16 protein-coding genes are annotated in these 18,514 nt (G+C 38.0%); all 16 read left to right on the forward strand.

The window, feature by feature from the left end; genetic code table 11:
• The first annotated feature begins 5 nt into the window (after positions 1-5).
• The 16 genes from hslU (at position 6) to V7S50_RS02780 (ending at position 18,513) form a co-directional block, all read left to right on the forward strand.
• Positions 6-1,397: an ATP-dependent protease ATPase subunit HslU gene (gene hslU / locus V7S50_RS02705; RefSeq protein WP_242252015.1), complete on the forward strand. Its 1,392-nt coding sequence runs from the start codon at positions 6-8 to the stop codon at positions 1,395-1,397.
• 77 nt (positions 1,398-1,474) lie between these two features.
• Complete coding sequence (gene codY, locus V7S50_RS02710; protein WP_000421290.1) at positions 1,475-2,254, forward strand: GTP-sensing pleiotropic transcriptional regulator CodY; 780 nt, start codon at positions 1,475-1,477, stop codon at positions 2,252-2,254.
• A 346-nt stretch (positions 2,255-2,600) separates the two neighbouring features.
• Positions 2,601-3,302 carry a 30S ribosomal protein S2 gene (gene rpsB / locus V7S50_RS02715; protein ID WP_000111485.1) on the forward strand — a complete coding sequence of 234 codons (702 nt, stop codon included), beginning with the start codon at positions 2,601-2,603 and terminating at the stop codon, positions 3,300-3,302.
• A gap of 103 nt (positions 3,303-3,405) precedes the next feature.
• Positions 3,406-4,293 carry a translation elongation factor Ts gene (tsf, locus tag V7S50_RS02720; RefSeq protein ID WP_001018584.1) on the forward strand — a complete coding sequence of 296 codons (888 nt, stop codon included), beginning with the start codon at positions 3,406-3,408 and terminating at the stop codon, positions 4,291-4,293.
• A 66-nt stretch (positions 4,294-4,359) separates the two neighbouring features.
• Positions 4,360-5,082: a UMP kinase gene (pyrH, locus tag V7S50_RS02725; protein WP_000042667.1), complete on the forward strand. Its 723-nt coding sequence runs from the start codon at positions 4,360-4,362 to the stop codon at positions 5,080-5,082.
• A 2-nt stretch (positions 5,083-5,084) separates the two neighbouring features.
• Complete coding sequence (frr, locus tag V7S50_RS02730) at positions 5,085-5,642, forward strand: ribosome recycling factor (protein ID WP_000531504.1); 558 nt, start codon at positions 5,085-5,087, stop codon at positions 5,640-5,642.
• A gap of 85 nt (positions 5,643-5,727) precedes the next feature.
• Positions 5,728-6,504: an isoprenyl transferase gene (gene uppS / locus V7S50_RS02735; RefSeq protein WP_060631982.1), complete on the forward strand. Its 777-nt coding sequence runs from the start codon at positions 5,728-5,730 to the stop codon at positions 6,502-6,504.
• Between the two features lie 17 nt (positions 6,505-6,521).
• Positions 6,522-7,313, forward strand: a complete 792-nt coding sequence (gene cdsA, locus V7S50_RS02740) for a phosphatidate cytidylyltransferase (protein WP_060631981.1) — start codon at positions 6,522-6,524, stop codon at positions 7,311-7,313.
• Between the two features lie 23 nt (positions 7,314-7,336).
• Positions 7,337-8,479, forward strand: a complete 1,143-nt coding sequence (gene dxr, locus V7S50_RS02745; RefSeq protein ID WP_063221124.1) for a 1-deoxy-D-xylulose-5-phosphate reductoisomerase — start codon at positions 7,337-7,339, stop codon at positions 8,477-8,479.
• A 17-nt stretch (positions 8,480-8,496) separates the two neighbouring features.
• Positions 8,497-9,753 carry an RIP metalloprotease RseP gene (rseP, locus tag V7S50_RS02750; protein ID WP_063221123.1) on the forward strand — a complete coding sequence of 419 codons (1,257 nt, stop codon included), beginning with the start codon at positions 8,497-8,499 and terminating at the stop codon, positions 9,751-9,753.
• Positions 9,754-9,862: 109 nt separating this feature from the next.
• Positions 9,863-11,563 (forward strand): proline--tRNA ligase, encoded by a 1,701-nt coding sequence (locus V7S50_RS02755; protein WP_242252013.1) that lies wholly within the window; start codon positions 9,863-9,865, stop codon positions 11,561-11,563.
• 124 nt (positions 11,564-11,687) lie between these two features.
• Complete coding sequence (locus V7S50_RS02760) at positions 11,688-15,989, forward strand: PolC-type DNA polymerase III (protein WP_242252012.1); 4,302 nt, start codon at positions 11,688-11,690, stop codon at positions 15,987-15,989.
• A gap of 333 nt (positions 15,990-16,322) precedes the next feature.
• Complete coding sequence (rimP, locus tag V7S50_RS02765; protein WP_000359096.1) at positions 16,323-16,793, forward strand: ribosome maturation factor RimP; 471 nt, start codon at positions 16,323-16,325, stop codon at positions 16,791-16,793.
• Positions 16,794-16,810: 17 nt separating this feature from the next.
• Entirely contained in the window at positions 16,811-17,917 is a 1,107-nt protein-coding gene (gene nusA / locus V7S50_RS02770) for a transcription termination factor NusA (protein WP_000102598.1), read from the forward strand.
• Between the two features lie 11 nt (positions 17,918-17,928).
• Positions 17,929-18,201, forward strand: a complete 273-nt coding sequence (gene rnpM / locus V7S50_RS02775) for an RNase P modulator RnpM (RefSeq protein WP_000071125.1) — start codon at positions 17,929-17,931, stop codon at positions 18,199-18,201.
• Entirely contained in the window at positions 18,202-18,513 is a 312-nt protein-coding gene (locus V7S50_RS02780; RefSeq protein WP_001286522.1) for a YlxQ family RNA-binding protein, read from the forward strand.
• Position 18,514: the final 1 nt, after the last annotated feature.

Here is an 18,514-nt window from a genome sequence, read left to right on the forward strand (position 1 = left end):
TTTATATGCATTTACATTTTACTCCGCGTCAAATTGTGGAAAAATTAGATCAATACATTATCGGTCAAAAAGATGCGAAGAAAGCGGTTGCTGTAGCTTTAAGAAATCGTTACCGCCGAAGTAAATTAGCTGAAAATCTACGTGATGAAATTGCACCTAAAAATATTTTAATGATTGGACCGACAGGTGTTGGTAAAACGGAGGTCGCACGACGAATGGCAAAACTCGTTGGAGCACCTTTTATTAAGGTTGAAGCTACGAAGTTTACAGAAGTTGGATATGTAGGTAGAGATGTAGAATCGATGGTACGTGACCTTGTAGAAACGTCAGTTCGTATCGTGAAAGAAGAAATGGTAATTAAAGTACAAGACAAAGCAGAAGAGCAAGCGAACCAACGTCTTGTTGAAATTTTAGTGCCGAGTCAGGAGAAACAATCTGGATTTAAAAACCCATTAGAAATGCTATTTGGCGGTGCTCAAAATTCGAATCAAACATCTGATGAACAGGAAGATGTTGAAATTGAAAAGAAACGTCAAGATGTAGAAAGAAAGCTTGCTGCAGGACTTCTTGAAGATGAGATTGTATCGATTGAAGTGACTGAGCAACAGTCTTCCATGTTCGATATGTTACAAGGAACTGGCATGGAACAAATGGGAATGAATTTCCAAGATGCATTAGGAAGTTTTATGCCGAAAAAAACAAAAAAACGTAAACTTTCTGTGAAAGAAGCAAGAAAACTCTTGACAAATGAGGAAGCACAGCGCTTAATTGATATGGATGAAGTTACACAAGAGGCTGTTTATCGTGCTGAACAGCTCGGGATTATTTTTATCGATGAAATTGACAAAATTGCTGGTAAGCAGTCGAATAGCGTAGATGTATCACGTGAAGGTGTGCAACGTGACATTTTACCAATTGTAGAAGGGTCGAATGTTGCGACAAAATACGGATCAGTAAAAACGGATTATATTTTATTCGTTGCAGCTGGAGCGTTTCATATGTCTAAACCGTCGGATTTAATTCCGGAACTGCAAGGGAGATTTCCGATTCGAGTAGAATTAACAAAATTATCTACAGATGATTTTGTTAAAATATTAATCGAGCCTGACAATGCGTTAATTAAACAATATATGGCTTTATTAGCGACTGAAGGTATAGAAATTGAATTTTCAGACGAAGCTATTCGTAAGATTGCTGAGATTGCTTATCAAGTTAATCAGGATACAGATAATATTGGAGCAAGAAGACTTCATACGATTATGGAGAAGCTCCTTGAAGATTTATCGTTTGAAGCATCTGAAATTACGTTAGAGAAAATAACGATAACACCTCAATACGTTGAGGAGAAATTAGCAACGATTGCTAAAAATAAAGATGTGAGCCAGTTTATTTTGTAATTGTGTCATCAGGTGACTCGCCCTAGTTTCCAAGTGATGAAAAAATATGTGAGTAACATGTAGGAGGAACTTTTGAAATGGAATTATTAGCAAAAACAAGAAAATTAAATGCGTTATTACAGAGCGCAGCAGGAAAGCCTGTAAACTTTAGAGAAATGTCTGACACAATGTGTGAAGTAATCGAAGCGAACGTATTCGTAGTAAGCCGTCGTGGTAAATTACTAGGTTATGCAATTCACCAACAAATTGAGAATGAGCGTATGAAACAAATGCTTGCAGAGCGTCAATTCCCGGAAGAATACACACAAAGCTTATTCAACATTACAGAAACATCTTCTAACTTAGATGTAAACAGTGCTTACACAGCATTCCCGGTAGAAAATAGAGAATTATTCGGTCAAGGTTTAACTACAATCGTACCAATCGTTGGTGGCGGTGAGCGTCTAGGCACATTAGTGTTAGCTCGTCTTGGTCAAGAGTTCTTAGACGATGATTTAATCCTTGCTGAATACAGTTCAACTGTAGTAGGTATGGAAATCTTACGTGAAAAAGCAGAAGAAATTGAAGAGGAAGCACGTAGTAAAGCTGTTGTTCAAATGGCGATTAGTTCATTGTCTTACAGTGAGTTAGAAGCAATCGAGCATATCTTCGAAGAATTAAATGGAACAGAAGGATTACTTGTTGCAAGTAAAATTGCTGATCGCGTAGGAATTACTCGTTCTGTAATCGTAAATGCACTACGTAAATTAGAAAGTGCTGGTGTTATTGAGTCGCGCTCTTTAGGTATGAAAGGAACATACATTAAAGTGCTAAACGACAAGTTTCTACAAGAACTTGCTAAATTAAAAACAAACTAATTTATAAAAACTCTCCTCTCTTGAGGAGAGTTTTTTGTATATAAGAGGTTGATGTTGTTTGTGAACAGCGCCATAATCATGTTTTTTAGAAACTATTATTTGAATTTCACTTTTTTGCTTAAAAGAAATACAGGTTGGTAATACTAGAATTCGAGTGTGAATAAAGAAAGTTTTACATTGTTCGCATTTTCGACTTGATTGTAATATTTCAGTATGATATAGTAAGCAGTGGTGTCAGTACAAAGTACACACGTTTACTGATTTAAGTGTTGGTGCTACGTTTGTAGTTTCGCTTAGAGATGAAGTAAACGGAGGATATCAAAAACCATTTAGGAGGAACTATATTATGTCAGTAATTTCTATGAAGCAATTGCTTGAAGCTGGTGTTCATTTCGGACATCAAACTCGTCGTTGGAACCCAAAAATGAAGCGTTACATTTTCACAGAGCGTAACGGTATCTACATCATCGACTTACAAAAAACTGTGAAAAAAGTTGAGGAAGCTTACAGAACGATGCGTGACATCGCTGCTGAAGGTGGAGACATCTTATTCGTAGGTACTAAAAAACAAGCACAAGAAGCTATTAAAGAAGAAGCAACTCGTGCTGGTATGTACTTCGTTAACCAACGTTGGTTAGGTGGAACTTTAACAAACTTCCAAACAATCCAAAAGCGTATCAAGCGTCTTAAAGACATCGAAAGAATGCAAGAAGATGGTACTTTCGAAGTACTTCCTAAGAAAGAAGTTGTTCAACTTAAAAAAGAGTTAGAGCGTCTTGAGAAATTCTTAGGCGGTATTAAAGATATGAAAGGTCTTCCAAGTGCATTATTCGTAGTAGACCCTCGTAAAGAGCGTATTGCAGTTGCTGAAGCACGCAAATTACACATTCCAATCATCGGTATCGTTGATACAAACTGTGATCCAGACGAAATCGATCACGTTATCCCAGCAAACGATGATGCAATTCGTGCTGTAAAACTTCTTACATCTAAAATGGCAGACGCGATCCTTGAAGCAAAACAAGGTGAAGAAACTGTTACTGCGTAACAAATTTGGAAAGGTGATAAGGGGTTCGGCCTTTTATCACCTTTTTTAAGGTATAAACACCTTTATAAAAGGTATAAATACATATTTTAGGAGGATGAAAAATATGGCAATCACTGCACAAATGGTAAAAGAACTTCGTGAAAAAACAGGCGCAGGTATGATGGACTGCAAAAAAGCTTTAACTGAAACTAATGGCGACATGGAGAAAGCAATTGACTTCTTACGTGAAAAAGGCATTGCAAAAGCTGCTAAAAAAGCAGACCGCATCGCTGCTGAAGGTTTAACTTTCATCGAAACAAACGGTAACGAAGGTTTAATCTTAGAATTAAACTCTGAAACTGATTTCGTTGCGAAAAACGAAGGTTTCCAAGCGTTAATTAAAGAATTAGCTGCTCACTTATTAGCTAACAAACCAGCTAACATTGAAGAAGCTATGGCTCAAACAATCGAAGGCGGCAAAACAGTAGAAGAGCACATCAATGAAGCAATCGCTAAAATTGGTGAAAAACTTACACTTCGTCGTTTCGAAATCGTATCAAAAACTGATGCTGATGCATTCGGCGCTTACCTACACATGGGTGGACGTATTGGTGTATTAACAGTTCTTGAAGGTTCTACTGACGAAGCTGCTGCTAAAGATGTAGCAATGCACATCGCAGCAGTTAACCCTAAATACATCGACCGCGATGCTGTAACTGCTGAAGAAGTTGAGCATGAGCGTCAAGTATTAACACAACAAGCTTTAAACGAAGGCAAGCCTGAAAAAATCGTTGCAAAAATGGTTGAAGGCCGTCTAGGTAAATTCTTCGAAGAGATTTGCTTACTTGACCAAGCATTCGTTAAAAACCCTGATATGAAAGTTCGTCAGTTCGTTGAGTCTAAAGGCGGAACATTAAAAGGATTCGTTCGCTACGCTGTTGGTGAAGGTATCGAAAAACGCGAAGACAACTTTGCTGAAGAAGTAATGAACCAAGTAAAAGGTAGCAACTAATAAAGATTAGGGAACACATTGTGTTCCCTTTTTTAAAATAAAGATGTAAGCAATTGGAGGTTCATTATGAGTAAACCGAAATATAATCGTGTCGTATTAAAGCTAAGCGGAGAAGCGTTAGCTGGGGAACAAGGATTTGGAATTAACCCATCTGTTATAAAATCAGTTGCGGAACAAGTGAAAGAAATTGCAGAACTTGATGTAGAAGTTGCTGTTGTTGTTGGTGGCGGAAACATTTGGCGTGGAAAAATCGGAAGTGAAATGGGAATGGATCGTGCTGGAGCAGATTACATGGGTATGTTAGCAACAGTTATGAACTCATTAGCTCTTCAAGATAGCTTAGAGAACATTGGAATTCAAACTCGCGTTCAAACTTCAATCGAAATGCGTCAAGTAGCAGAGCCTTACATTCGTCGTAAAGCAGTTCGTCACTTAGAGAAGAAACGTGTTGTTATCTTTGCAGCAGGTACAGGTAACCCATATTTCTCTACAGATACAACGGCAGCATTACGTGCAGCGGAAATCGAAGCAGACGTTATCTTAATGGCGAAAAACAATGTAGATGGCGTATATAATGCAGATCCATCTCTTGATCCAACAGCTACGAAATACGAAACACTTACTTACTTAGATGTATTAAAAGAAGGTTTAGGTGTAATGGATTCAACAGCTTCTTCTTTATGTATGGACAATGATATTCCATTAATTGTATTCTCGGTTATGGAAAAAGGTAACATTAAACGTGCCGTTTTAGGCGAAAATATTGGAACAGTTGTAAGGGGGAAATAAATATGGGACAACAAGTATTGAAGTCTTCAAATGAAAAAATGGAAAAAGCAGTTGCTGCTTACTCTCGTGAATTAGCAACAGTTCGCGCAGGTCGTGCAAGCTCGTCTGTATTAGATAAGGTACAAGTTGATTACTATGGTGCACCAACACCTGTTGTGCAATTAGCGAACATTACAGTTCCAGAAGCACGTTTACTTGTAATTCAACCTTATGATAAAACTTCTATCGGTGATATTGAAAAAGCAATCTTAAAAGCAGATTTAGGCTTAAATCCTTCTAATGATGGAACTGTAATTCGTATTGCATTCCCTGCATTAACAGAAGAGCGTCGTCGTGATCTTGTAAAAGTTGTGAAAAAATATGCTGAAGAAGCAAAAGTTGCTGTTCGTAACGTACGTCGTGACGGTAATGATGATCTTAAGAAGCTTGAAAAAGCTGGCGATATTACAGAAGATGATTTAAGAGGATATACTGAAGATATCCAAAAAGAAACAGATAAATATATTGCAAAAGTTGACGAAATCGCAAAAAACAAAGAAAAAGAAATCATGGAAGTGTAATAGCGATACTTTCGCAAATATGACCCTCTTCTTAAGGGGGTCTTTTTACACTTTTAGGCATATGTCTGCTTGCTGGAGGGTATGAATGATGTTTAAAAACTTTCCTTTTTTTAAAAGTAAAAAGGTCGCATCGTTTGATCATCTCGTTGAAGAAGTGAAAAAAGGATATATCCCAGAACATATTGCCATTATTATGGATGGTAATGGAAGATGGGCAAAGAGGAGAGCGATGCCTCGTATTGCGGGACATCATGAAGGCATGCAAGTTGTAAAGAAAATCACAAAATTTGCAAGCAAACTTAATGTGAAAGTATTAACTCTTTATGCTTTTTCAACTGAGAACTGGAAAAGACCGAAAAAGGAAGTTGACTATTTAATGAGACTTCCAGAAGAATTTCTAGGTACATTTTTACCAGAATTGATTGAAGAGAACGTACAAGTCCGAGTAATAGGGCAACAAGATCGTCTTCCTACGCATACACGCAGAGCGATGGAGAAGGCCATGGAAGATACGAAAGAGAATACGGGATTAATTCTTAATTTCGCGTTAAACTATGGAAGTCGAGATGAAATCGTTTCTGCTGTGCAACATATGATGAAAGATAGTGAGGAAGGAAAGGTTCGTATTGAAGATGTAAGTGAAGAAATGCTTTCTTCCTACTTAATGACGAGCTCGTTACCTGATCCTGAGTTGTTGATCCGTACAAGTGGAGAGTTACGTATTAGTAATTTCATGTTATGGCAAATTGCATATTCGGAATTTTGGTTTACAGATGTGTATTGGCCAGACTTTACGGAAGAACATCTGCTAAATGCGATCACAGACTTTCAACATAGAGGGCGCAGATTCGGAGGCGTGTAGAAAGAGAGGGTTTGGTAGTGAAACAGAGAATTATTACTGGAGTCGTTGCTGCCGCGCTATTCATTCCCATCGTAATTTACGGTGGCGTGCCTTTTACGGTTTTAGTGTATGCACTGGCTTCTATAGGTTTATATGAATTAATTCGTATGAATAAGCTTACGCTTATTTCAGTACCAACAGTTTTAGCTGCAGTATTATTATGGGTTATTTTAATTCCAAGTAGTGCATCAGAACTGTTTACTTGGATTGGATTAGGTAAATTAGAAATCACATTTGTGATTGTTTTATTACTTTTATCATATACAGTCCTTTCTAAGAATACATTTACTTTTGACAATGCTTCATTTTTACTAATGGCAACAACATATGTTGCAATGGGATTCCTATATTTGAATGAAACGAGAATATTAGGAATTAAATATGTGTTTTGCGCATTATTTGTTATATGGGCTACTGATTCAGGCGCATATTTCATAGGAAAAGCATTAGGAAAAAGAAAATTATGGCCAGAAATTAGTCCGAATAAAACGATTGAAGGCTCATTAGGCGGCATCGTTTGTGGAATTGTTGTGGCACTTGTTTACAATATTTTCTTCCCAGTTGAGGCTAATGTAGGAATTTTAATTGTGTTGACAATTATCATTTCTATTTTTGGACAAATTGGTGATTTAGTACAATCCGCATTTAAACGTCATTATGGTGTAAAAGATTCAGGTACAATTTTACCTGGCCATGGTGGTATATTAGATCGAACAGATAGTTGGTTATTCGTTTTACCAATTCTCTACTTCTTATTACAATATAATTAATGAATGAACGAGGGGTTGGAGTAATGAAAAACATTAGTTTATTAGGTGCAAGCGGATCAATTGGTACACAAACTATAGATGTATTACGCTCGCACCCAGACCAATTCCGTCTCGTTGCTTTTTCTGTAGGGAAAAATATTGACTACGCAGTAAAGGTAATTCAAGAATTTTCTCCGCAAATCGTCTCTGTGCAAAGAGAGGAAGATGTTCTAAAACTACAAGCTGTTTCTGGTAATACAAAAATTGTATATGGTAGTGAAGGACTTTTAGAAGTAGCATTACATCCAGATGCGGAGATTGTAGTAAACGCTGTTGTAGGTAGCGTAGGGTTGTTACCAACACTACGTGCAATTGAGGCGAAAAAAACAATTGGAATTGCAAACAAAGAAACGTTAGTGACTGCAGGGCATCTTGTAATGGAAGCAGCGCGAAAACATAATGTTTCGTTACTTCCAGTAGATAGTGAACATTCAGCTATTTTTCAATGCTTGAATGGTGAAAATGAAAAAAGAATTTCTCGATTAATTATTACGGCTTCTGGTGGAAGTTTTCGTGATAAAACGAGAGATGAATTGCATCATGTGACCGTAGAAGATGCGCTTCGACATCCAAACTGGTCAATGGGTTCGAAAATTACAATTGATTCTGCTACAATGATGAATAAGGGACTAGAAGTAATTGAAGCACATTGGCTTTTTGGTATCCCTTATGAGCAAATCGATGTTGTTTTACATAAAGAAAGTATTATTCATTCTATGGTTGAATTTGAAGATCGTAGTGTGATGGCACAGCTTGGCTCACCTGATATGCGAGTACCAATTCAATACGCGCTTACATATCCTGATCGATTACCGCTTTCTGACACAAAGCAGTTAAATTTATGGGAAATCGGCACATTGCATTTTGAGAAAATGAACCAAGAACGTTTCCGCTGCCTGCGTTTTGCGTATGAAGCTGGAAAAGCAGGTGGAAGTATGCCGGCTGTAATGAATGCAGCGAATGAAGTAGCTGTTGAAGCTTTTTTACAAAAGAGAATTGGTTTCTTAACAGTGGAAGACCTCATTGAAAAAGCAATGAACCATCACAATGTCATTGCACGTCCGAGCCTAGAGGAAATTCTGGAAATTGATGCAGCCACAAGACGGTTTGTGATGGAACAAATTTAGCAAAGGTGGTTATGGAATTGAATACAGCGATTGCCTTTATATTAATTTTCGGTGCACTCGTATTTTTCCATGAGCTAGGGCATCTATATTTCGCAAAAAGAGCAGGTATTTTATGCCGCGAGTTTGCGATTGGTTTTGGTCCGAAAATATTCTCATTTGAAAAGAATGAAACGGTGTATACGATTCGATTACTGCCTCTTGGTGGCTATGTAAGAATGGCTGGCGAGGATGCAGACACAGTGGAGTTAAAGCCAGGGAAAAAGGTTGGCCTTGTATTAAATGAAAAAGACGAAGTTGCAAAATTAGTTTTTGATGGATATGAAAAGTATCCAAATGTTCGTGTCATTGAAGTCGAACAAGCTGATTTAGAACATAATCTAACAATTTCGGGCTATGAAGAGTATGAGGAAGAGTTGCAAACATTCCGAGTGAATGAAAAGGCTCGTATCATTACTGCTGGTGAAGAAATTCAAATTGCTCCGTATAATAGGCAGTTTGGCTCTAAGAAATTGGGTCAACGTGCTTTAACGATCTTTGCGGGTCCTGCAATGAACTTCATTTTAGCTTTTGTTATTTTTGTGATTCTTGGATTTGTACAAGGGGTTCCTATTGACAAGCCAATGGTCGGAAAAGTAATGGAGAATAGTGCTGCAGAGCAAGCTGGATTAAAAGAAAATGATACAATTCAAGCAATTGATGGGAAAAACACAAGCACATGGAAAGATGTTGTTACCATTGTACGTGAAAACCCGAATAAAGAGATTACATTACAAGTAAAGCGTGATAGTGAACAATTTAATGTGAAAGTAACGCCAACGCTCGATAAAGAAGGTAAAGAAGAAGTTGGTAGAATTGGTGTTTACTCTCCAGTAGAGAAAACAGTAATGGGTTCTATTAAATCAGGTTTTGAACAAACATACCAATGGACGAAACTAATTTTTGAGTCTCTTGTGAAATTAGTAACTGGTCAATTTTCTATTAATGAGTTGTCAGGTCCAGTAGGAATTTATAATCTAACAGATCAAGTTGTAGATTATGGATTTACGCGTGTATTAAGTTTAGCAGCAGTATTAAGTATTAACCTTGGTTTATTTAATTTATTACCAGTTCCAGCTTTAGACGGTGGACGTTTGTTCTTCTTCTTAATTGAAGCATTGCGCGGGAAACCAATTGACCGTCAAAAAGAAGGAATGGTTCACTTTATTGGTTTTGCATTATTAATGTTACTTATGTTAGTTGTAACTTGGAATGACATTCGTAAGTTTTTCTTGTAAAATAAAGTGAAACTTATAATGAAATAAAGCCCGTAGAATAAAATCCCTCACCTAACTCGAGGTGAGGGGTTTTACTGCGTGTAAGAGTAAAATGAAGAGGTGCGAATAAATGAAACAAAGTATGGTATTCAGTCCTACATTACGTGAAGTTCCAGCTGATGCGGAGATTAAGAGTCATCAGTTATTACTTCGCGCAGGTTTTATGCGTCAAAATGCTTCTGGTATTTATAGTTTTCTACCATTTGGATTAAAAGTACTACACAAAGTAGAACGAATCGTGCGAGAAGAAATGGAACGCGCAGGCGCGGTAGAATTATTAATGCCAGCAATGCAAGCTGCAGAATTATGGCAAGAGTCAGGTCGTTGGTATTCTTACGGATCTGAATTAATGCGTATGAAAGATCGTAACGCTCGTGAATTCGCATTAGGGGCGACACATGAGGAAGTAATTACGGATCTTGTGCGTGATGAAGTGAAATCATATAAAAAATTGCCGTTAACATTATACCAAATTCAAACAAAATTCCGTGATGAGCAAAGACCTCGTTTCGGTTTATTACGTGGAAGAGAGTTTCTAATGAAAGATGCATACTCTTTCCATGCTACACAAGAGAGCTTAGATGAAGTATACGATCGCTTATACAAAGCATACTCTAACATTTTTGCTCGTTGTGGTTTGAATTTCCGTGCGGTTATTGCTGATTCTGGAGCAATGGGCGGAAAAGATACACATGAATTTATGGTATTATCTGATGTTGGTGAAGATACAATTGCATACTCTGATACATCTAATTATGCAGCGAACATCGAAATGGCTCCTGTTGTAGCTACGTATACGAAGAGTGACGAAGAAGAGAAAGCACTTGAAAAAGTAGCGACACCAGACCAAAAAGCAATTGAAGAAGTATCTACATTCTTAAACATTGCAGCTGACAAGTGCATTAAGTCTATGGTATTTAAAGTAGATGAGAAATTAGTAGTTGTACTTGTTCGTGGTGATCACGAAGTAAACGATGTGAAAGTGAAAAATGTATACGGCGCTTCAGTTGTTGAGCTTGCTTCTCATGAAGAAGTAAAAGAATTATTAAATTGTGAAGTTGGTTCATTAGGACCGATTGGTGTAGCAGATGATATCGAAATTATTGCTGATCACGCTGTAGCATCAATTGTTAACGGATGTTCAGGAGCGAACGAAGAAGGATTCCATTATGTAAATGTAAATCCAGAACGTGACTTTAAAGTAAGTCAATATACAGATTTACGCTTCATTCAAGAAGGAGACCAATCTCCAGACGGAAACGGAACAATTCTTTTCGCACGTGGAATTGAAGTTGGTCATGTATTCAAATTAGGAACTCGTTATAGTGAAGCAATGAACGCAACATTCCTAGATGAAAATGGAAAAACACAACCACTTATTATGGGTTGTTACGGCATTGGTGTATCTCGTACAGTGGCAGCAATTGCAGAGCAGTTTAACGATGAGAACGGTTTAGTTTGGCCGAAAGCTGTTGCACCGTTCCATGTGCATGTAATTCCAGTAAATATGAAATCTGATGCACAACGTGAAATGGGTGAAAACATCTATAACTCATTACAAGAGCAAGGATATGAAGTATTACTAGATGATCGTGCAGAACGTGCAGGTGTTAAATTTGCAGATGCAGATTTATTCGGCCTTCCAGTTCGCGTTACAGTTGGTAAAAAAGCAGACGAAGGTATTGTAGAAGTGAAAGTACGTGCTACAGGCGAGTCTGAAGAAGTAAAAGTAGAAGAACTTCAAACATATATTGCTAATATTTTAAAATAAGAAGAGGTACCTCGTAATGAGGTACCTTCTCTTTCTTTGTAAACGTATTTTGTAAAAGAAGAAGGGAGAAATCTTTCTTTGTAGTACGTTTCAATTTATAATAGCAAATGGAAGGAGAGTGCTTATGTCTTTAACAAATGAACAACAAGAGCGATTTCAAATTTTGCTCCAGCAGTTGCAAATACCAGACGACCTTATAAATCAATATTTACAAGGCGGTGGTATTGAAAGGCTCGTTATCGATAAAACGAATAAAAGTTGGCATTTTGATTTACAAGTGCCACGTATTTTGCCTACAGAATTATATGAATTGCTAGAAACAAAGATTAAGCAATCATTTTCTCATATTGCAAGCACAACATTTGCATTAGAAACAGAGAATAAACAATTTACAGAAGAAGAAGTGAGGGCGTATTGGCCGCTTTGTACGGAACGAATTACATTTTCACCTATGTTTGCTTACTTAAAGAAACAGCTTCCACAGGTGAATGGAGTGAAGTTGCTAATAAATGTGAATAATGATCTAGAATCTACTGCTTTAAAGAAAAACGTTGCGAAACCAGTAGGGGATCAATACGAAGCTTTTGGATTCCCGCGTTTCCAGTTAGACACACATATACAGCAAAATACAGAAGAAATGCAAAAGTTTCGTGAGCAAACGCAGCAAGAAGACCGTGAGCGTGTTATACAAGCTATGGAAGAAATGGCGAAGAAGCAAGCTGAAGAAAGCAGCGTTGTGCATGAAGGACCGATCACACTCGGCTATCTTATTAAGCCAGATGAAGAGATTACACCGATGCGAGAAATTCAAGATGAAGAAAGAAGAAAAACGGTTCAAGGATATGTCTTCCATGTGGAGACAAAAGAGCTTCGTAGTGGGCGTACGTTATTAACTTTAAAAATAACGGATTATACAGATTCTATTATGATTAAAATGTTCTCACGTGATAAAGAAGATATTCCAATGCTACAATCCTTGAAAAAAGGAATGTGGGTGAAGGCTCGTGGTTCTGTCCAAAATGATACATTCGTTCGAGATTTAGTAATGATTGCAAATGATATTAATGAAATAACAGGACCGTCTCGTAAAGATAAAGCGCCAGAAGGTGAAAAACGAGTAGAACTTCATCTTCATACTCCGATGAGCCAAATGGATGCTGTTACTCCTGTTTCTAGACTTGTTGCCCAAGCAGGTAAATGGGGACATGAGGCTATTGCGATTACAGACCATGCTGTGGCTCAGTCGTTCCCGGAAGCATATTCTGCGGGGAAAAAGGCTGGAGTTAAAGTTATATACGGTGTAGAAGCGAATTTAGTTAATGACGGTGTACCAATAGCGTATAACGAAGCGCATCGTTTACTTGCAGAGGAAACGTATGTTGTTTTCGACGTTGAGACGACAGGTTTATCAGCTGTATACGATACAGTCATTGAGTTGGCTGCCGTAAAAGTAAAGGGTGGCGAAATCATTGATCGCTTTGAATCTTTCGCAAATCCACATCAACCATTATCAGCGACGATTATTGAATTAACGGGTATTACAGATGATATGTTAACGGATGCACCAGAAGTAGACGAAGTGTTTAAAAAGTTTGAAGAATGGATGGGCGACCATACACTTGTTGCCCATAACGCGAGCTTTGATATGGGCTTTATTAACGTAGGTTTTAAAAAGGCTGGACTAGAAAAAACGAATAACCCAGTTATTGATACGTTAGAACTTGCACGATTCTTATTCCCGGAAATGAAAAATCATCGATTAAATACGATGTGTAAAAAGCTTGATATTGAATTAACGCAGCATCACCGTGCGATTTATGATACAGAAGCAACGGGATATTTACTAGTGAAAATGTTAAAAGATGTAATTGAAAAAGGATTTGAATACCATGATCAATTAAACGATAGCATGGGACAAGGAGATGCGTATAAGCGCGGACGTCCAAGTCATATGACATTACTTGCTACATCAGATGTTGGATTGAAAAATTTATATAAACTTGTTTCATATTCTCACCTGAATTACTTTTACCGTGTACCACGTGTACCGAGATCACTATTAAAAAAATATCGTGAAGGAATTTTAGTAGGAACGGCTTGTGATAAAGGTGAAGTGTTTGAGGCGATGATGCAAAAAGCTCCTGAAGAGGTAGAAGAAATTGCACAGTTCTATGATTACATTGAAGTAATGCCTCCAGAGGTGTTGCGTCATTTAGTAGAGCGTGAACTTGTTCGAGATGAGGGGCAATTAAAAACAATTATCTCTAACTTAGTAAAATTAGGTGAGACGTTAGATAAACCAGTTGTCGCTACAGGGAACGTGCATTACTTAGATCCAGAAGATGCAATGTATCGTAAAATTTTAGTTAGTTCACAGGGCGGAGCAAACCCGTTAAACCGACATTCATTACCGCCTGTACATTTTCGTACAACGGATGAAATGCTAGAGTGTTTCTCATTTTTAGGTGAAGATACAGCGAAAGAAATTGTTGTAACGAATACGCAAAAGGTTGCATCATTAATTGGCGATGTTCATCCAGTAAAAGATGATCTATATACACCGAAAATTGAAGGTGCGGATGATGAAACACGTGATATGAGTTATAAAATGGCCCGTAGCATTTATGGTGAAGAGTTACCTGAAATTGTAGAAGCGCGTTTAGAAAAAGAATTGAAAAGTATTATTGGGCATGGATTTGCCGTAATTTATTTAATTTCACATAAACTCGTAAAAAAATCATTAGTAGACGGTTATCTAGTAGGTTCGCGTGGATCGGTAGGTTCATCATTCGTTGCAACGATGATGGAAATTACAGAAGTAAATCCATTACCACCACATTATGTATGTCCGAATTGTAAGCAATCCGAGTTCTTTAATGACGGTTCGGTAGGTTCTGGTTTCGACTTACCAGACAAAGAATGTCCGGCATGTAATATTCCGTATGTGAAAGACGGACATGATATTCCGTTCGAAACGTTCCTTGGATTTAAAGGAGATAAGGTACCCGATATCGATTTGAACTTCTCCGGGGAATACCAACCACGTGCCCATAACTATACGAAAGTACTGTTCGGTGAAGATTATGTATATCGTGCTGGGACGATTGGTACAGTTGCGGAAAAAACTGCTTATGGATATGTAAAAGGTTATGCAAATGATCATAATTTAACGATTCGAAATGCAGAGATTGACCGCTTAGTAGCAGGATGTACAGGTGTAAAACGTACAACTGGACAGCATCCAGGTGGTATTATCGTTGTGCCAGATTACATGGACATCTTTGATTTTTCACCAATACAGTTTCCAGCAGATTCAATAGGAGCTGAGTGGAGAACAACACACTTTGATTTCCACTCGATTCATGATAATTTATTGAAACTTGATATACTAGGACACGATGATCCGACTGTTATTCGCATGTTACAAGATTTAAGTGGTATTGATCCGAAAACAATCCCAACGGACGATCCAGAAGTAATGAAAATTTTCTCCGGACCAGAATCGTTAGGTGTAACGGAAGAACAAATTAACTGTAAAACAGGTACACTTGGTATACCGGAGTTTGGTACGAAATTCGTAAGGCAGATGTTAGAAGAGACGAAACCTACGACATTCTCAGAGTTAGTCCAAATTTCTGGATTATCACATGGTACGGACGTATGGCTTGGTAATGCAAACGAGTTAATTTATAACGGTACATGTACGCTGAGTGAAGTTATCGGTTGTCGTGATGACATCATGGTTTATTTAATCTATCAAGGTTTAGATCCATCATTAGCCTTCAAAATCATGGAATCGGTACGTAAAGGTAAAGGTGTACCAGAAGAATGGGAAGAGGACATGAAAAGTAATAACGTCCCAGGTTGGTATATTGATTCATGTAAGAAAATCAAGTACATGTTCCCTAAAGCCCATGCGGCTGCTTACGTACTTATGGCCGTACGTATCGCATACTTTAAAGTGCATTTCGCGCTTCTGTTCTATGCGGCATACTTTACGGTTCGTGCAGATGACTTTGACGTGGAGGCAATGGCGAAAGGTTCAGCATCTATACGTGTAAGAATTGATGAAATTGTGCAAAAAGGTTTGGATGCAGCGCCGAAAGAGAAGAGTTTATTAACGGTACTAGAAATGACACTTGAAATGTGTGAGCGTGGATACTCATTCCAAAAGGTTGATTTGTATCGCTCTCATGCAACAGACTTTATTATTGATGGAGACTCATTAATACCGCCATTTAATGCCGTGCCTGGTCTTGGTACAAACGCAGCTTTAAGCATTGTAGAAGCGCGCAAAAATGGAGACTTCTTATCAAAAGAAGACTTGCAGCAGCGCAGTAAGGTTTCGAAAACAATTATTGAGTATTTAGATAGTCAAGGTTGTTTAGGAGATTTGCCGGATCAAAACCAGTTATCCCTGTTCTAATAGGTAGGAAAAGTCTTTGCAAATCAATATTTGCTATGGTATACTATTAACCGAGATAACCATGTCATGTATATTGTGTGAAAAAAAGAGTGGGGAAACCCACTCTTTCGTGTTACTATCTACATTTTATTGATGTAGAGAGGTAAGAAATTTCTGTCGTATATACATATTTTGTTACAAGTTTTACTTCTTAAATTTGGTAATACTAAGACAGATATTCCCTGCTTAACCGGCAGGGGCTTTTGTTAGCTAACGAGAAAGAATAAGATAGACCGTTCTGTGGACGGGGTCTTTTCTTGTAAATGGTACATGGCGGCAGGAAGGAGGCTGTTTATGGATAAGAAAGTCACAGAAGTTGTAGAAGCATTTGCACAGCCAATCGTTGAAGAGTTAAATCTTGAACTTGTAGATGTAGAGTATGTGAAAGAAGGACAAGACTGGTTCTTACGCGTATTCATCGATTCTGAAAAGGGAGTCGACATTGAAGAATGCGGTGCGGTAAGTGAACGTTTAAGCGAAGCTTTAGATAAAGAGGATCCAATTCCTCATCTTTACTTTTTGGATGTATCATCTCCTGGAGCGGAACGCCCATTAAAGAAAGAGAAAGACTTCCAGCAAGCGGTAGGAAAACAAGTGGCAATTAAAACATATGAGCCGATTGATGGTGAAAAGATGTTTGAAGGAAAGCTACTTTCCTACGATGGTACTACAATTACACTATTATTAACAATTAAAACACGTAAAAAAGAAATCCAAATTTCAATGGACAAAGTTGCAAATGCGCGACTTGCTGTTACGTTTTAGTTAGAAGGGGGATCTTCATGAGCACTGAGTTGTTAGATGCCTTGCTCGTATTAGAGTCAGAAAAAGGAATTAGCAAAGATATTATTATTGATGCGATTGAAGCAGCATTAATCTCTGCTTATAAACGCAATTTTAACCAAGCACAAAACGTTCGTGTGAGCTTTAACCCAGAAGTGGGAACAATCCAAGTTTTAGCACGTAAGGACGTTGTTGATAATGTGTTTGATCCACGTCTTGAAATCTCTGTAGAAGAGGCAAGACAAATTAATCCAAACTACCAAGATGGCGACGTACTAGAAATTGAAGTAACGCCAAAAGATTTTGGTCGTATTGCAGCGCAAACTGCAAAACAAGTTGTAACACAACGAGTTCGTGAAGCAGAACGTGGTGTTATTTACTCAGAATTTAGTGATCGTGAAGAAGACATTATGGTTGGTATTGTACAACGCCAAGATGCTCGTTTCATCTACGTAAGCTTAGGCAAAGTAGAAGCTTTATTACCTGTGAGTGAGCAAATGCCGAATGAGCAATATAAGCCACATGATCGTATTCGCGTATTTATTACAAAAGTAGAAAAGACAACAAAAGGACCACAAATTTACGTATCACGTACACATCCTGGTCTTTTAAAACGTTTATTCGAAATGGAAGTTCCAGAAATTTATGATGGAACTGTAGAAATCCGCTCTGTAGCGCGCGAAGCAGGAGATCGTTCTAAAATCTCTGTGCATGCAGAAAACATTGATGTTGATCCAGTGGGTTCTTGTGTAGGACCGAAAGGACAACGTGTACAACGCGTTGTAGATGAACTAAAAGGTGAAAAGATTGACATCGTTCGCTGGTCAAATGATCCAGTTGAATATGTTGCAAATGCTTTAAGCCCATCACAAGTTGTTAAAGTACTTGTAGATGAAGATGAAAAAGCAACAACTGTTGTTGTTCCAGACCACCAGCTGTCATTAGCAATTGGTAAGCGTGGACAAAATGCGCGTCTTGCAGCTAAATTAACAGGTTGGAAAATTGATATTAAAAGTGAGTCTGATGCGAAACAACTTGGAATTGTGACAGAAGAAGATAGCGTAATCGCATTCGGATTCGATTCAGTTGAAGACGAAATCGAATAGAGGTGATGAGTATGAGCAATCGAAAAGTTCCGTTACGAAAATGTATTGCGACGCAAGAGATGAAATCAAAACGAGAGCTCGTTCGCATTGTTCGTTCCAAAGAAGGCGAAGTGTCTATTGATTTATCTGGAAAAAAATCAGGACGAGGTGCATATTTGTCAAAAGATAAAGAATGCATTATGCAAGCCCAAAAGAAAAACATTTTGGAACATCATCTAAAAGCGAAAATCGACAGTTCTCTGTACGAAGAGCTTCTCGAGCTTGTTGAGAAGGAGTCGAAATAAGTGTCCGATTGGAAATCGTTTTTAGGACTAGCAAATCGCGCTCGAAAAATCATTTCGGGTGAAGAACTCGTTTTAAAAGAAGTACGAAGTGGTAAAGCAAAGCTCGTATTGCTTTCTGAAGATGCGTCAGCGAACACTACTAAACGTATCACTGATAAAACGACGTACTACAATGTACCAATGAAAAAAGTCGAAAATCGACAACAATTAGGGCATGCGATTGGGAGAGACGAGCGAGTCGTTGTAGCTGTGTTAGATGAAGGCTTTGCGAAAAAGCTACGTAGCATGCTCGATACAAATTACCGGGGGTGAA

Source organism: Bacillus sp. CCNWLW194, from assembly GCF_037120585.1.
Taxonomy (GTDB): domain Bacteria; phylum Bacillota; class Bacilli; order Bacillales; family Bacillaceae_G; genus Bacillus_A; species Bacillus_A basilensis.

Excerpts from the sequence above, each read along its gene's own strand:
- hslU (WP_242252015.1), top strand. The coding sequence starts at position 6 with ATGCATTTACATTTTACTCCGCGTCAAATTGTGGAAAAATTAGATCAA.
- codY (WP_000421290.1), top strand. The coding sequence starts at position 1,475 with ATGGAATTATTAGCAAAAACAAGAAAATTAAATGCGTTATTACAGAGC.
- rpsB (WP_000111485.1), top strand. The coding sequence starts at position 2,601 with ATGTCAGTAATTTCTATGAAGCAATTGCTTGAAGCTGGTGTTCATTTC.
- tsf (WP_001018584.1), top strand. The coding sequence starts at position 3,406 with ATGGCAATCACTGCACAAATGGTAAAAGAACTTCGTGAAAAAACAGGC.
- pyrH (WP_000042667.1), top strand. The coding sequence starts at position 4,360 with ATGAGTAAACCGAAATATAATCGTGTCGTATTAAAGCTAAGCGGAGAA.
- frr (WP_000531504.1), top strand. The coding sequence starts at position 5,085 with ATGGGACAACAAGTATTGAAGTCTTCAAATGAAAAAATGGAAAAAGCA.
- uppS (WP_060631982.1), top strand. The coding sequence starts at position 5,728 with ATGATGTTTAAAAACTTTCCTTTTTTTAAAAGTAAAAAGGTCGCATCG.
- dxr (WP_063221124.1), top strand. The coding sequence starts at position 7,337 with ATGAAAAACATTAGTTTATTAGGTGCAAGCGGATCAATTGGTACACAA.
- V7S50_RS02755 (WP_242252013.1), top strand. The coding sequence starts at position 9,863 with ATGAAACAAAGTATGGTATTCAGTCCTACATTACGTGAAGTTCCAGCT.
- V7S50_RS02760 (WP_242252012.1), top strand. The coding sequence starts at position 11,688 with ATGTCTTTAACAAATGAACAACAAGAGCGATTTCAAATTTTGCTCCAG.
- rimP (WP_000359096.1), top strand. The coding sequence starts at position 16,323 with ATGGATAAGAAAGTCACAGAAGTTGTAGAAGCATTTGCACAGCCAATC.
- nusA (WP_000102598.1), top strand. The coding sequence starts at position 16,811 with ATGAGCACTGAGTTGTTAGATGCCTTGCTCGTATTAGAGTCAGAAAAA.
- rnpM (WP_000071125.1), top strand. The coding sequence starts at position 17,929 with ATGAGCAATCGAAAAGTTCCGTTACGAAAATGTATTGCGACGCAAGAG.